The sequence below is a fragment of the Chitinophaga sp. YIM B06452 genome (genome assembly GCF_039655965.1).
GTDB lineage: Bacteria > Bacteroidota > Bacteroidia > Chitinophagales > Chitinophagaceae > Chitinophaga.
In genome coordinates this window covers 394,797-408,993 of record NZ_JAWLKY010000004.1, presented here as the reverse complement: position 1 = coordinate 408,993, position 14,197 = coordinate 394,797, and the positions used below count along the sequence as shown (strand labels likewise).

Annotated in this window: 16 protein-coding genes; 10 read left to right on the top strand and 6 right to left on the bottom strand. The window is 52.6% G+C overall.

Going from position 1 to position 14,197, the window contains the following annotated elements; translation table 11 throughout:
* The first annotated feature begins 30 nt into the window (after positions 1-30).
* From R3I13_RS21650 to bioB, 3 genes are all read left to right on the top strand, one after another.
* Positions 31-819 carry a UbiA family prenyltransferase gene (locus R3I13_RS21650; RefSeq protein ID WP_346320064.1) on the top strand — a complete coding sequence of 263 codons (789 nt, stop codon included), beginning with the start codon at positions 31-33 and terminating at the stop codon, positions 817-819.
* Between the two features lie 60 nt (positions 820-879).
* Positions 880-1,980, top strand: coding sequence for a M42 family metallopeptidase (locus R3I13_RS21645; protein ID WP_346320063.1), 1,101 nt, complete (start codon positions 880-882; stop codon positions 1,978-1,980).
* A 96-nt stretch (positions 1,981-2,076) separates the two neighbouring features.
* Positions 2,077-3,051, top strand: coding sequence for a biotin synthase BioB (gene bioB / locus R3I13_RS21640; RefSeq protein WP_346320062.1), 975 nt, complete (start codon positions 2,077-2,079; stop codon positions 3,049-3,051).
* 68 nt (positions 3,052-3,119) lie between these two features.
* Here bioB and R3I13_RS21635 read toward each other — a convergent pair whose 3' ends face one another.
* The 6 genes from R3I13_RS21635 to ytxJ form a co-directional block, all read right to left on the bottom strand.
* Complete coding sequence (locus R3I13_RS21635) at positions 3,120-3,305, bottom strand: hypothetical protein (protein ID WP_346320061.1); 186 nt, start codon at positions 3,303-3,305, stop codon at positions 3,120-3,122.
* Between the two features lie 90 nt (positions 3,306-3,395).
* Positions 3,396-3,587: a hypothetical protein gene (locus R3I13_RS21630; protein WP_346320060.1), complete on the bottom strand. Its 192-nt coding sequence runs from the start codon at positions 3,585-3,587 to the stop codon at positions 3,396-3,398.
* 7 nt (positions 3,588-3,594) lie between these two features.
* A complete protein-coding gene (locus R3I13_RS21625; RefSeq protein ID WP_346320059.1) occupies positions 3,595-4,146 on the bottom strand; it encodes a hypothetical protein in 552 nt (183 codons plus the stop codon).
* Positions 4,147-4,298: 152 nt separating this feature from the next.
* A complete protein-coding gene (gene aroQ / locus R3I13_RS21620) occupies positions 4,299-4,718 on the bottom strand; it encodes a type II 3-dehydroquinate dehydratase (protein ID WP_346320058.1) in 420 nt (139 codons plus the stop codon).
* A 23-nt stretch (positions 4,719-4,741) separates the two neighbouring features.
* On the bottom strand, positions 4,742-5,305 hold the full coding sequence (locus R3I13_RS21615) for a UbiX family flavin prenyltransferase (RefSeq protein WP_346320057.1): 564 nt from the start codon (positions 5,303-5,305) through the stop codon (positions 4,742-4,744).
* A gap of 84 nt (positions 5,306-5,389) precedes the next feature.
* Positions 5,390-5,713 (bottom strand): bacillithiol system redox-active protein YtxJ, encoded by a 324-nt coding sequence (gene ytxJ, locus R3I13_RS21610; RefSeq protein WP_346320056.1) that lies wholly within the window; start codon positions 5,711-5,713, stop codon positions 5,390-5,392.
* A gap of 325 nt (positions 5,714-6,038) precedes the next feature.
* On the opposite strand from ytxJ, the gene R3I13_RS21605 reads away from it, so the two are divergent.
* The 7 genes from R3I13_RS21605 (at position 6,039) to R3I13_RS21575 (ending at position 14,190) form a co-directional block, all read left to right on the top strand.
* On the top strand, positions 6,039-7,409 hold the full coding sequence (locus tag R3I13_RS21605; protein WP_346320055.1) for a Mur ligase family protein: 1,371 nt from the start codon (positions 6,039-6,041) through the stop codon (positions 7,407-7,409).
* A gap of 6 nt (positions 7,410-7,415) precedes the next feature.
* A complete protein-coding gene (locus tag R3I13_RS21600; protein WP_346320054.1) occupies positions 7,416-8,192 on the top strand; it encodes a 3'-5' exonuclease in 777 nt (258 codons plus the stop codon).
* A gap of 71 nt (positions 8,193-8,263) precedes the next feature.
* The gene (locus tag R3I13_RS21595) at positions 8,264-8,980 is read left to right on the top strand and encodes a polyprenol monophosphomannose synthase (protein ID WP_346320053.1); all 717 of its coding nucleotides are present in this window, start codon (positions 8,264-8,266) and stop codon (positions 8,978-8,980) included.
* A gap of 9 nt (positions 8,981-8,989) precedes the next feature.
* On the top strand, positions 8,990-9,877 hold the full coding sequence (locus R3I13_RS21590; RefSeq protein ID WP_346320052.1) for a DMT family transporter: 888 nt from the start codon (positions 8,990-8,992) through the stop codon (positions 9,875-9,877).
* Between the two features lie 85 nt (positions 9,878-9,962).
* The gene (locus R3I13_RS21585; RefSeq protein WP_346320051.1) at positions 9,963-12,791 is read left to right on the top strand and encodes a prolyl oligopeptidase family serine peptidase; all 2,829 of its coding nucleotides are present in this window, start codon (positions 9,963-9,965) and stop codon (positions 12,789-12,791) included.
* 196 nt (positions 12,792-12,987) lie between these two features.
* On the top strand, positions 12,988-13,635 hold the full coding sequence (locus R3I13_RS21580) for a DUF6597 domain-containing transcriptional factor (protein ID WP_346320050.1): 648 nt from the start codon (positions 12,988-12,990) through the stop codon (positions 13,633-13,635).
* An 87-nt stretch (positions 13,636-13,722) separates the two neighbouring features.
* A complete protein-coding gene (locus R3I13_RS21575) occupies positions 13,723-14,190 on the top strand; it encodes a GNAT family N-acetyltransferase (protein ID WP_346320049.1) in 468 nt (155 codons plus the stop codon).
* Positions 14,191-14,197 lie beyond the last annotated feature (7 nt).

Below are 14,197 nucleotides of genomic sequence, written 5' to 3'. Positions count from 1 at the left end.
TCAATTTATATCGCTGTATGCGCGCTGGCCATGGCATGGCAATCCGAAGAAATATTACAGCTGAAGCTGGACGGGTTCAATTTTGGCGGATTCGTTTTTTTCTCTACCATCTGCAGCTATAATTTTCACTGGTATCTTACGCCCGGCTCTATCCGCAATTCCGAACGCATCCTCTGGGGGCAGCGCAGGCGCTCCTTACAGTTGCTGGGCTGCGCTACCGGCTTGCTGGGCTCCCTGTGGTTCTTCACGAAACTGTATCATCACTGGCTGCCCATAGGCGGGGCCGTGGTGCTTACTTTCCTGTATTCCGCGCCCAAGGTGCCGCACCCGGCTTTCAGGTGGCTGGCGAAGATCGCGATCGGGAAAACCATTTTCCTTGCTTTCGTATGGATGTATGTGACCACGCTGCTGCCCGCTTTTATGGCGGACATCATGCTGGCGGACGTGCGCGACCTGGTGTTGCTGGCCGTGTACCGCTTCTTCCTCATCTATGCCATCTGCATCCTTTTTGATTACCGCGACCGTGAAGAAGACCGCCAGCAGGGCATCCGCAGCCTTATAACCTTTCTGCCGGAGCATCAGCTGGACCGGTTGTATTACATTTCATTGCTCCTGGCGGCCGGTACTGCTATTGCGCTGGCGCCGGCCGTGCCGTTGTATGTACTGTTCAGCCTGCTGGCGCCGGTGGCCGTTACAGCGCTGGTGAAAGGGTATGCGCAAAAACATACATCCGACTACGTATACTACTTTTTCCTGGACGGGCTCATGATGTTGTCCGCTCTTATCCACTTTGCATGGATGGCTTTAGGTGGAATCTGACTGCCGAATGCATGGAATCCGTATTTTTGCCGGATACAAGTACCATAACCTGAACAAAAGATGTCTAAGAAACAGAAATCAATACTGACAAAGGAATCGCTGACCTTCCTGAAAAATTACCTCAACAATCCCGCCCCTACAGGGTTCGAGAAAGAGGGGCAGAAATTATGGCTGGAATACCTGAAACCATATATCGACGATACTATCGTGGACGCTTACGGTTCCGCGGTAGGCATCATCAACCCCGAAGCCGCTTTTAAAGTGGTGATAGAGGCGCATGCGGACGAGATCTCCTGGTTCGTGAACTACGTTTCCCCCGAGGGCCTGATATACGTGATCCGCAACGGTGGCTCAGACCAGGCTATCGCCCCTTCCAAAAGAGTAAACATCCATACAGAGAAAGGCCCGGTAAAGGCCGTATTCGGCTGGCCTGCCATTCACACCCGGCTGCGCAGCGGCGACGGCAAGGAGCCACAACCGAAGGTGGACAACATTTTCCTGGACTGCGGCGCCCGTTCCCGTAAAGAGGTGGAAGACCTGGGCATTCACGTAGGCTGCGTGGTGACGTTTGAAGACGGTTTCGAGGAATTGAATTACGATTATTACATCTGCCGCGCGATAGATAACCGTATTGGCGGGTTCATGATCGCCGAAGTGGCCCGCCTGCTTACCGAAAACAAGCAGCGCCTGCCTTTCGGGCTGTATATTGTGAATGCCGTACAGGAAGAAGTGGGCCTGCGCGGCGCCGAGATGATCGCTAAACGCATCAAACCGAATGTGGCCATCATCACCGACGTTACCCACGATACCACCACCCCGATGATCAACAAGAACATCGAAGGGGAGATCAAATGCGGGAGCGGCCCCAGCATTACCTATGGCCCGGCCGTGCACAACATCCTCCGCGACCTGATCATTTCCACGGCGAAGAAGGAGAAGATCCCTCACCAGCTGCATGCAGTAAGCCGCAGCACGGGTACAGACACGGATGCTTTCGCCTATTCCAACGACGGCACACCCTCGGCCCTGATCAGCCTCCCGCTGCGGTATATGCATACCACCGTGGAAATGGTGAAGAAAGACGATATCGAGCAGACCATCCAGCTCATTTACCATACCTTATTGAATATCACGCCAAAAACTAACTTTCACTACCTGTAGCCATTAAGGCTTTATCAATTAAACAATAATATAATTCGTTATTCGTAATTGATAATTCGTAATAGTTTTATAGGTTTGCCGCTAAATCCGAAGTTTATGATCCGTCACGACTGGACACTCGAAGAAATAAAGGATATCTATAACACGCCGTTGCTGGAGCTGATGTACCGTGCTGCCACCCTGCACCGTGAATACCAGGATACTGCGGAGGTACAGGTTTGTACCCTGCTGTCTATCAAAACCGGCGGTTGTTCCGAAGACTGTGCTTACTGCCCCCAGGCAGCCCGCTATAATACCGGCATCGACGTACAGGCCCTGATGAAGAAGGACGAAGTACTGGAATACGCCCGGAAAGCCAAAGAAGCCGGTTCCACCCGCTTCTGCATGGGCGCTGCATGGCGGGAAGTACGCGATAACCGCGACTTTGACCGTGTGATCGACATGGTGAAAGGGGTGAACGAGATCGGCATGGAAGTATGCTGCACCCTGGGCATGCTCACCGAGTCGCAGGCACAAAAGCTCGCGGACGCCGGCCTCTACTCTTACAACCACAACCTGGACACCTCAGACGAATATTACAGCGAGATCATCACCACCCGCACTTACGACGACCGCCTCAAAACCATCGACAACGTGCGCAAAGCAGGCGTAACCGTTTGCTGCGGCGGTATCATCGGCCTGGGTGAAAGTCATGAAGACCGTATCAACATGCTCCTCACCCTTTCCACCATGCCTGAGCACCCGGATTCAGTGCCCATCAACGCGCTGACCCGCGTGAAAGGCACCCCGCTGGAGCATTTGCCCAAAGTGGAATTCTGGGATATGGTGCGTATGATCGCCACCACCCGCATCCTGATGCCGAAAGCCATGGTGCGCCTGAGCGCCGGCCGTGCCGAAATGAGCCTTTCCGAGCAGGCTATGTGTTTTATGGCAGGAGCTAACTCCATTTTCACCGGCGAAAAGCTGCTGACCACCAAGAACCCTTCCTTCGAAGAAGACCATATGATGTTTGAACTGCTGGGCCTGAAGCCGCGCGAGGCCTTCAAGGAAGAGCATGTGCATGCACATTAAAAGAATAAAATCACTGAATTAGGGCTGTTCCTGCAGGAGCAGCCCTTTTCTTATGATACCCATCCTGCTCAGGCAGAGCCGGCCGGTTTAATATCCCGGGGCCAGCGGTAATTCTTCATGCGCTCTTTCCCAATGGCCGCCTGTATCTGCTCCATATCTTCCTTCATCATGGATAAGATCTCTTTGAAGATCTCCTCAATTTCCTGGGGTGTTTTACCCGCGGGTATTTCAATGGTAATTTTGTCGAGTTTCATGTTTTGGTGGTTTTATATTTGATTGGACAGAGGAGGGCAAGCACCCTCAGAAAACTCTGGAGGGAAAGCTCAAAAAAAAGCTGAAGATCGTCAGGCAGGAGGAATAAATACGGCCTCAATCCCTTCCGGCCATACAGAATTTCTTAAATGTGCCTCCGCTTTAGCGATTCGTTCACGGGGTATACTCTTTCCAAATGAATTTGCCACATCTCTCAATATCTGCCGCACCTCTTCATCAGTTTTACCCGTAGGTATTTCAATAATAATTTTTTCCGTTTTCATGTTCTGGTTATTTAGGTTTCTTATAAACTAGTATAACATCATACAGTTTACCAATCGTATAATATTCCCAATTGGTACGAAGAGAAACATTATTGTCAATACCACCGAAAAGCTCATAATCAATCATCAATTGATGATAATACTTATTCACAAAACTGCGGTAGACAGACATCCTCCGGCCCTCCTTCCTGCACTTTACAATACATGCTCTTCTACAATTCATGATACACCGGTCAAAATAACTCTCACAACTATCGCTGCCTCTGACATGAATAGCCGCGCCCGGATGATGCTCAAAAAAAAGAGGTATAGTACTCAATACGGTATTAAATACCTTATACACATCTCCGTTATTACTGACAGTCGTATCCATTATCCCAATTTGCTCATTATCACCGAATCCAATATTATAAACCGGCTTACCGGCCAACCACATGGGTAATCGTTCAAATTCTATTGCTTTAAGCAATTCCTTCTGCCCAAGACTGCGAAAGTTGAATTTCAATTTATCTTTGCGGCTGTCAACTCTTGTTATTTCATAATGACTACTTATACTCATCCCTCAAATTTACCCAAACCCCGCATCCACCGGCAATTTCAACCCCTGAGAAATTCTCCGTTCCAGTATCAAATATCTCTGGTTTCCGGAGGTTATACAAAAAAAGAAAGGCAGCCTGTCAGACTGCCTTCCGTACACTCAAAAAAATGAAATCACTTCTCCAGGAAAAAACGAACACCCAGCGCATACCCCTTCATCCCCAGCCCGCAGATCACTCCCACCGCCTTCGCCGCCGTCAGCGACGTATGCCGGAACTCCTCCCGCGCATAAATATTGCTGATATGCACTTCCACCACCGGCGTTTTGATACCGGCCACCGCATCGCGGATAGCCACCGACGTATGCGTGTAGGCGCCCGCGTTCATCAGGATGCCGTCGTGGTCAAAACCCACATGATGCAGGTGATTCACGATCTCCCCTTCCACATTGCTCTGGTAATAGGCAAACTCCACCTGCGGGAATTGCGCCTTCAATGTTTCCAGGTATTGCTCAAATGTCTGGCTGCCGTAAACTTCCGGCTCCCGTTTGCCCAAAAGGTTCAGGTTGGGGCCGTTGATGATCGCTATTTTCATATTCGGGTTTGTAGTAATAATGTTTATTCCCCCCAACGGAAGGTATCCTGCTGAAGGCCCGCCAGGTCAATCACCCGGTCCGTCACCGTAGCCGCTACTTCTTCTATGCTGCGGGGCAGGCTGTAAAAAGACGGCGTAGCCGGGCAAATGATCCCGCCAGCCTCCGTTACCGTCTGCATATTCCGGATATGCACCAGGTTGTAAGGCGTATCCCGCAGCACGCAGATCAGCCTCCGCCGCTCCTTCAGCACCACGTCCGCCGCCCGCGTGATAAGGTCGTTGGAAATACCGCCGGCTATCCGCCCCAGCGTGCCCATGGAGCACGGGCAGACGATCATGGTATTGTAACGCCCGCTGCCGGATGCAAAGGGCGCGTGAAAATCATGCTGCGAAAACACGGGGAACGGCAGGTTGTTGAACCCCTCGTCTTCCAGCTCGGTCCTCCACACGGTCCGCGCGTTTTCTGTCATAATAACGGCCACCTGCTCCACCTGGTCTTTCAGTGCTGCCAGCTTACCTAGCAGCTGGCGCGCGTAAATGGAACCGCTCGCCCCTGTAACCGCTACTACTATACGATGCTTGAACATACCCGCAAAGCTACAAAAAAACAAAGCCCTGTTGAGAAGTAAAATACTTTTCAACAGGGCTCCGGATCAGTTTAAATGTCTTTATCAGCTTATCTCCGCAAGTTCCTCCATCCGAATTGCCATATGACTCTCGTCGTACACACACTTCCCGTCGCGTATCAGCAGCACCTGCGGCGACTCATGCTCCACGCCGAACATCTCCGCCACGCGGTTGCTTACAGAACGGTACCTGATCAGGTCGAGGTAATAAAACGCGATACCCTCAGGGGCATCGCTGCGCTCCAGCCGGCTCTTGATCATGCTGCTGGTGGAACAACGGGTGCTGTGCTTGAATATAACTACCGGTTGCTCGAAAGATTGCGACTGTACCGCCGTCAATTGCTCTTCACTTTCCAATGCGATCCACATAATAATAATCCTAACAGTTTTTGTCTTTTACATGTTGTACCTTGGTGATCTTCATAGGGCAACCCAGCTTCTGGGAGGCGCAGGAAGAAAACATGGCAGCACATACCGCCATCAAACATACAATACCGAAAATACGGCGTCCTGATTTCATAGTCTGCTTTTTAGTAAATAAACGAAATTTCATAGGCTTGGATTGTAGAACTTTGTGATTCGTGTTTTGTGACGTTATTTTGCAAATATATACTTTATATTAAAAAAAACAATCCTATGTGCTGTTAACGACCCGTTATCACACCCGAAGATAGCACAGAAGGACCTGATAAGCATGGCAAAAGTACATTTTATTGCGATAGGAGGCAGCGTAATGCACCAGCTCGCCATCGCCCTGCGGAATAAAGGCTACCAGGTAACCGGCAGCGACGACGAAATATTCGAGCCCTCCCGCACCAACCTGGCCCAGGCCGGCATCCTCCCCGCCACGCTGGGCTGGGATGCGGACCGCATCACGCCCGGCCTGGACGCGGTGATCCTGGGCATGCACGCCCGCGCCGATAACCCGGAGCTGCTCCGCGCCCGCGAACTGAACCTGAAGATCTACTCCTTCCCGGAATATATTTACCAGGAAAGCCGGGATAAGACCCGCGTAGCCATAGGGGGAAGCCATGGCAAAACCACCATCACCTCCATGATCATGCACGTGCTGCAGCAATGCAGCCTCCGGTTCGACTACCTCGTGGGCGCCCGGCTGGAAGGTTTCGCCCAGTCCGTGAACATTACGGACGCCCCGCTGATCGTATGCGAGGCAGACGAATACCCTGCCTCCGTGCTGGAAAAAAGGCCCAAATTCCATTTCCTGCACCCCCATATCGCCGTGCTGAGCGGCATCGCATGGGATCATATCAACGTATTCCCCACTTTCGATAACTACCTCGAACAGTTCGCCATCTTCATCCGCACCATGGAGCCGGGCGGCAGGCTGATCTATAACCAGACCGACGAAACACTGCGCCAGCTGGTGGAGAAAGAAGCGGGACACCTGGAATGCATTCCCTACGGCGTTCCGGAACATACCATCATCAACGGCCATACCCGCGTCCGCTTCGGCAATGCCTCTACAGACCTGCTGGTGTTCGGCGAGCATAACCTGCTGAACATCCATGCCGCCCTGCTGGTATGCCGCGCCCTGGGCGTAGGGGACATCGACTTCCTGGCGGCCATAGCCACCTTCAAAGGCGCGGCCAAAAGGATGGAGCTGGTGGTGAAAAATGAGAATACCGCCATTTACCGCGATTTCGCGCATGCCCCCTCCAAAGTGAAAGCCACTATCCAGGCGCTGCGCAACCAGTACCCGCAGCGAAAACTGGTAGCCGTGCTGGAACTGCATACCTACAGCAGCCTGAACGCCGCGTTCATGACCGAATACAAAGGCGCGCTGGACCCGGCGGACGTTGCGGCTGTTTTTTATAGCGGCCACGCCCTGGAGATCAAACGCATGCCCTACCTGGAGCCTGAAGTGGTGCGCAACGGCTTTGCACGCGAAGACCTCACCGTGCTCACAGACCGCCAGGCGCTGGAACGCTTCCTCGACAAACAGGACTTTGACAATACCAACCTCCTGCTCATGAGCTCCGGCGACTATGAAGGGCTGAACCTCACAGAACTGAAAAAATATTTAACGGTACAGAAACCACAATAAACCATAATGTCTGCTTTACAACTTACCCGCCCTCTTGCTGTGATAGACCTGGAAACAACAGGAACCAACGTCGCCACAGACCGGATCATCGAGATCGCTGTTATAAAAGTGATGCCGGACCGGTCCGTGCAAAACAAAGTAAAGCGGATCAACCCCGGCATGCCTATCCCCGCCGGAAGCACTGCCATACACGGCATTTCCGACGATGATGTGAAAGACGCACCCACCTTTAAACAGGTAGCCAACGAATTCAGGCAGTTCCTCGAACATTGCGATATCGCCGGCTATAATTCCAACCGGTTCGACATTCCCATGCTGGTAGAAGAATTCCTGCGCGCCGGCCTCACCTTCGACGTGGACCACCGCCGTTTCATTGACGTGCAGAAGATATTCCACCTCATGGAAAAACGCACCCTCAGCGCCGCGTATAAATTCTACTGCGATAAAGACCTCACCAACGCCCACAGCGCCGAAGCGGACGCCCTGGCCACCTTCGAGATACTCGAAGCCCAGCTGGTACGCTACGAATCACAGCTCAAAGCGGATGTGGACGCCCTCGCCGCCTTCACAAAGGAAGATGAGTACGTGGACTTCGCCCGCCGCATCGTGATGCAGAACGGCGTGGAAATGTTTAACTTTGGAAAATACAAAGGCAGGGCTGTGAGAGACGTACTAAAGGCTGAACCCCAATATTATGACTGGATGATGAAAGCCGATTTCCCTCTCAACACCAAACAAAAACTGACAGAGATCTACACCAGTATGGTGCTAAAAAAACATTAATGTTTTACCAAAACGTGCTAATTTGCGCGCGACATTATCTATTTTTGCCATCCTTATAAAAACCATGCTAATTGGAAAAATTAGTCATCATACCTACGTACAATGAGAAAGATAATATCCGCCAGATCATTGCGGCGGTGATCTCATTGCAGCAGGATTTCCATATCCTGATCGTAGACGACGGCTCCCCGGATGGCACCGGCGCGATCGTAAAATCTTTACAGGCACAGCATCCCGGCCAGCTCTTCATTGAAGAAAGAAGCGGCAAACAGGGGCTGGGCACCGCGTATATACATGGTTTTAAATGGGCGCTGGCAAGAGGGTACAAATTCATTTTTGAAATGGATGCGGACTTTTCCCATAACCCCAAAGATCTCGTACGCCTCTACCAGGCATGCGCACACGAAGGCGCCGATGTGGCGGTAGGCTCCCGCTACGTGAGCGGCGGCAAAACCGAGAACTGGCCCTGGAACCGCGCCGTGCTCAGCTATGGCGCATCCATTTATGTGCGCTGCGTAACCTGGATACCGGTGAAAGACGCTACCGCCGGTTTTGTTTGTTACAAACGCGAAGTACTGGAAAAAATAAACCTCGACAAGATCCAGTTCGTAGGCTACGCATTCCAGATCGAAATGAAATTTACCGCGTGGAAGCTCGGTTTTAAGATCAAAGAAGTTCCCATCACTTTTATAGACCGCAAGGAAGGCTATTCCAAAATGAGCAAAGGCATTGTGAAGGAAGGCATTTTAGGGGTATTGAAGATACAATGGCAAAGCTTATTCGGATAATCCTTAACAGTGAAAAAAGCATTTTTACAGCTACACCTCTCCGTATTTCTCGCAGGGTTCACCGGTATTCTCGGTAAACTCATCACCATGAACGAAGGACTGCTCGTATGGTACAGGCTGCTGTTCACCGCCGTTACCATGTACGTATTGTTCCGCATACAGGGTAAGCTGAAAAGGCTGCCCCTGCCCGCGATTCTCCGCATCGGCGGAACGGGCTGCGTGGTCATGCTGCATTGGTTATTCTTTTACGGCAGCGTTAAATACGCGAACGTGTCCATCGCCGTGGTCTGCTTTTCCCTCACCAGCCTCTTCACCGCCATCTTCGACCCGCTCATCAACCGCCGCCGGTTCGACAAAACAGAGATGCTCCTCAGCATGCTCACCCTCGCCGGCATATTGCTGATATTCCATTTCGACACGCAATACCGCACCGGCATCATTCTCGGCATCTTCTCCTCCATGTTCTGCGCCCTGTTCACCGTGTTCAACAAAAGACTGGTCGTGAAATACGACACTGCCAGCATCACTTTTTACGAACTGGGTGTGGGCTTCGTCGGGCTGAGCCTGCTGATGCCCTTCTACCTGCGCGCCTTCCCCGTGGAATCGTTCCTTCCCTCCGCCATGGACCTGGTGTACCTGCTCATTCTCGCCTGGTTCTGCACCGTGCTGATGTACAACCTTTCCATGAACGCACTCAAAAAGATCTCCGCTTTCACCGTGAACCTGTGCTTCAACCTGGAACCCCTGTACAGCATCATCCTCGCATTCATCCTCTTCCAGGAGAACAAATTGCTGCAGGGCGGTTTTTATGCCGGGCTGGGCCTCATCCTGCTGTCTGTGGTCCTGCAAATGCTGCGCGTGATGCGGCAACACCGCCGCAGTGTGCCTTCCGCCTGAAACCGTTCATCACCTTAACGCCGCCCGGTACGTCGGAAAATATTATTTTACGCGTTATCTGAACCAAATCTAAATTTTACCGGCTATGAGACGAACAGCCAGATGGTGCCTGTGCCTGACCATTTTAATCCAGACCACCGCTTTCTCCCAATCCAAAAAACCGCTGGACCATAGCGTGTACGACGGCTGGCAGAGCATTGGCGTAAAGACCGTCAGCAACAACGGCCAATGGGCCGCCTATACTGTTACACCGCAGGAAGGAGACGCCACGCTCGTAGTGCGCAACCTGCGCAACGGCCAGGAAGTGACCATCCCACGCGGTTCCGCGCCGGTGATCACCGAAGATTCCCGCTATGTGATCTTTTACATCAAACCGCTTTTCCAGGACACCCGGCAGGCGCGTATCAAAAAGAAACTGCCCGCCGACATGCCCAAAGATTCACTGGGCATACTGGAGCTGGGGCAAACCGCCATCACAAAGATCGCCTCGGTGAGATCATTCAAAACGCCTGAAAAGGGAAGCGGCCTGCTCGCTTACCTGAAAGATAAACCGAAAGATACCTCAGCCCGCGCGGCGCTGGCAAAACCCACGCCGCTGAAAGACGCTGCCGATGCGGATGACGATACGCCCGGCAAACCCGGCGGCGCCGAAGCTGGCGACCTCGTGATCATGTACCTGGGCAAACAGCAGGCCGATACTGTCAAAAGCGTAACATCCTACACCATCAGCAAACCCGGCAACCGCATCGTGCTCGTCACCAATCCTCCCAAAAAGGATTCCCTGGCCAAACCGGCGGTACTGCTCTGGGACGTGGCTTCCCGCAAATCCGGCATACTCAGCAACGGCCACGGCACATTCGCACAGTTCGCTTTCGACGAAAAGGGCCTACAGGTGGCCTACCTCGGCAGCCGCGACAGTGCTAAGGCCCTGCAGAAATTCTATTCGCTGTATTACTTCAAACCCGGGCAAGACAGTGCGGAGATCACAGTGACGAGATCCACGCCGGGCATTCCCGCCAAATGGAGCGTTTCCGAAGACGGCACCCTCACGTTCTCCCGCAACGGCGAACGCCTCTTTTTCGGCACAGCCCCCATACCCAAGCCGAAAGACACGACCATCGTGGATTTTGAAGTGGCCAAAGTAGATATCTGGCATTACCAGGACGATTACCTGCAAACCATGCAGCTGAAGAACCTGGACAGGGAGCTGAAAAGGAATTATGCCGCTGTGTACTTCCCCGCGCAGCAACGCATGGTGCAGTTAGGTGATCTTAACATGGAGAACTTCATCCCCGGCGACGAAGGCAATGCCCCTTACGGTCTCGGCTATACGGATGCGAACAACCGCGTAGCCCTGCAATGGACGGGCAGCACGCTCAAAACCGCGTATGCAGTCAACATAAATACCGGCGAGCGCAAGCCCGTTAAAGCTGACGTAGATGGCAATTTTTCCATTTCCCCCGAAGGGCGTTTCATCCTTTGGTTCGACCAGCCCGGGGGCCAGTGGCATGTTTATGAAACCGCCACCGGCAGCAGCCGCGTGATCAGCGCCAACATTCCCGCGCGCATCACCGACGAAGAAATGGACATGCCCGATCATCCGCGCCCCTATGGCACCAACGGCTGGCAGGAGCACGACAGGTACGTGTACATCAACGACCGGTACGACATCTGGCAGGTAGACCCGCTGGGCAAAGAAGTGCCTGTGAACCTCACCGGGGGCGAAGGCCGCAGGCTGCGCACCGCTTTCCGCATCCTGAAACTGGACCGGGAAGAACGTTTCATGCTGCCCAAACAGCAGCTGCTGCTGGCCGCGCAAAACGATTCCAGCAAATACGGCGGCCTGTGGAGCCTCAGGCTGCAGCACAAAAAAGGATTGCAGCAGCTCGTAATGGGCCCCTGGTCGTACTCCGCGGTAGACAAGGCGAAAAACGCCAACATGTTCCTCTTCCAGCGCAGCAATTTCCAGGAATCGCCCGATGTGTTTGCCGGCGCGGACGTTGCCAAAGCAACGCGCATCAGCGCACTGAACCCGCAGCAGCAGCAATACAACTGGGGCACGGCGGAGCTTTTCAAATGGAATACCTACAATGGCAAAACCACCGAAGGCATCCTTTACAAACCCGAAGACTTCGACCCAAATAAAAAATATCCCGTGCTGATCTATTTCTATGAGAAGCTGACAGACGGGTTATACACCTACCAGGCGCCCGCGCCAACGCCTTCCAGGCTGAACATCACTTTCTTCGTAAGCCGCGGCTACGTGGTGCTTGCGCCGGACATCCGGTACGAAACAGGGCATCCCGGCAAAAGCGCATACGATTACATCGTGAGCGGCGCCGAAGCGCTGGCGAAAAACGCCTGGATAGACAGGGCCAATATGGGCATACAGGGCCAGAGCTGGGGCGGTTACCAGGTTTGTTACCTCATTACCGCCACGCCCCTGTTCAAAGCAGCATGGGCCGGCGCTCCCGTAGCCAATATGACAAGCGCTTACGGCGGCATCCGCTGGGAAAGCGGCATGAACCGGCAGTTCCAGTACGAGCATTCCCAAAGCCGCATTGGCGCTACATTGTGGGAAAAACCGGAGTTATACATCGAGAACTCCCCGCTGTTCCACATCCCCAAGGTGACCACGCCGCTGGCCATTATGCACAACGATGCGGACGGGGCCGTGCCCTGGTACCAGGGTATCGAGATGTTCACCGCCATGCGCCGCCTGGGCAAACCCGTGTGGATGCTTAATTATAATGGAGAGGCCCATAACCTGGTGCAGCGGCAGAACCGGAAAGACATCCAGGTGCGCGAACAGCAGTTCTTCGACCATTTCCTGAAAGGCGCGCCCGCTCCCAAATGGCTGAGCAAAGGGGTGCCCGCTACAGAGAAGGGCAAGGATTGGGGATTTGACGACTGATATTCAACCACTTAATATGCAAAAGTCCCGGCCATGGCCGGGACTTTTGTTATTCTGTCGTTAACTGGAAGATTTTCAACAGCTTCCATGTATCGTAGAAATTTTTCTAATTAAAATGATCTTGCATATAGTAATTTCACTATATTTACATCAGTTTTAGAGCGGAAGGTTCACCGATAAAACCGCAATAAGTCCTATGAATACCTATATCCTTAGTCCTAAAGATACTTTGCATCCTTTTGTGCAACAGTATATTGTCCTGCAGAACATCACATCCGCTGCGGACATTGCAAAAAAGAAACTCTTTACTGCAGGCAGGCAATACCTGGTTTTCATTCAACAAGGTGGGCTGGCATTCAAACCGATGGATCATGCGGCTTTCGAGCTGCCTGAAGCATCCGTGACCGGTCCTTTTACCTGCGCTGTAGACGCTCGTGTGAGCGGGCCTTTGAACGCAGTGATCGTGCAGTTGAACGCTTACGCCAGCCACAGGCTGATGGGCATCAGCATGGAATCCGTGACCAATTACTTCCGCGACCTCACCAAGGTGAGCGGCCGCTGGAAGAACATTGCAGGGGAGCTGCAACAAACTACCGACATCCATTCAATTCGTCATATCCTGGATCTGGCCCTGGAAAGCCTGTTACCGCATCAGCAACCTGCCCTTCGCCAGGTGGATGAAATGGTGGATTACCTAACTGAACAAAAAGGGCAGGTGGCCATGCTGGAGCTTGCCCTGCGTTTCAAAACCAGCCGCCATACACTGGAGCGCCAGTTTATGGAAGTGACCGGGCTTACACCGCAACTGTATACCCGCCTCCTGCGCAGGCAGCGATACGCATAGCTCTTCAAACAAGCGTACGGAATATTCAAAGCGCCGGTTCAGTGCATCCGGCGTTTTTGTTATTTTTAGGGCCTTAATCAATGAACCATGCAAAGACCAGTTGAAGCCCGGAAAGACGAATTCCTCATTTCCACAGACAAGGCATTGTTACAGGTAGACGTAATACACCAGTACCTTTCACAGGAATCCTACTGGGCGGAAGGCATTCCCCGTTCCATCGTGGAAAGAAGCATTGAAGGCTCGCTTTGTTTCGGGCTGTATACCAACGGGCAGCAGATCGGGTTTGCGCGCGTGATCTCGGACATGGCCACCTTCGGTTACCTGGCGGACGTGTTTGTGCTCACAGAATGGCGCAAACGCGGGCTGAGCAAGTGGTTGATGGAAGTGATACTCTCCCACCCCGGCCTGCAGGACCTCCGGCGCATGATGCTCATCACGCAGGATGCGCAGGGATTGTACAAACAGTTTGGCTTCTCCGTTTGGGAATTCCCGGAGCGGAGCATGAGCAAAAGGATCGGTAAAACCTATCCTGAAATGAACGCAGCACACTCATAAAATATTC

Bases quoted from the DNA above. Each gene is read 5' to 3' on its own strand.
- ytxJ (WP_346320056.1), bottom strand. From the start codon at position 5,713: ATGTGGATCGCATTGGAAAGTGAAGAGCAATTGACGGCGGTACAGTCG.
- R3I13_RS21580 (WP_346320050.1), top strand. From the start codon at position 12,988: ATGAATACCTATATCCTTAGTCCTAAAGATACTTTGCATCCTTTTGTG.
- R3I13_RS21625 (WP_346320059.1), bottom strand. From the start codon at position 4,146: ATGAGTATAAGTAGTCATTATGAAATAACAAGAGTTGACAGCCGCAAA.
- R3I13_RS21600 (WP_346320054.1), top strand. From the start codon at position 7,416: ATGTCTGCTTTACAACTTACCCGCCCTCTTGCTGTGATAGACCTGGAA.
- R3I13_RS21630 (WP_346320060.1), bottom strand. From the start codon at position 3,587: ATGAAAACGGAAAAAATTATTATTGAAATACCTACGGGTAAAACTGAT.
- R3I13_RS21575 (WP_346320049.1), top strand. From the start codon at position 13,723: ATGCAAAGACCAGTTGAAGCCCGGAAAGACGAATTCCTCATTTCCACA.
- R3I13_RS21645 (WP_346320063.1), top strand. From the start codon at position 880: ATGTCTAAGAAACAGAAATCAATACTGACAAAGGAATCGCTGACCTTC.
- R3I13_RS21650 (WP_346320064.1), top strand. From the start codon at position 31: ATGGCATGGCAATCCGAAGAAATATTACAGCTGAAGCTGGACGGGTTC.
- R3I13_RS21605 (WP_346320055.1), top strand. From the start codon at position 6,039: ATGGCAAAAGTACATTTTATTGCGATAGGAGGCAGCGTAATGCACCAG.
- bioB (WP_346320062.1), top strand. From the start codon at position 2,077: ATGATCCGTCACGACTGGACACTCGAAGAAATAAAGGATATCTATAAC.
- aroQ (WP_346320058.1), bottom strand. From the start codon at position 4,718: ATGAAAATAGCGATCATCAACGGCCCCAACCTGAACCTTTTGGGCAAA.
- R3I13_RS21615 (WP_346320057.1), bottom strand. From the start codon at position 5,305: ATGTTCAAGCATCGTATAGTAGTAGCGGTTACAGGGGCGAGCGGTTCC.
- R3I13_RS21635 (WP_346320061.1), bottom strand. From the start codon at position 3,305: ATGAAACTCGACAAAATTACCATTGAAATACCCGCGGGTAAAACACCC.
- R3I13_RS21585 (WP_346320051.1), top strand. From the start codon at position 9,963: ATGAGACGAACAGCCAGATGGTGCCTGTGCCTGACCATTTTAATCCAG.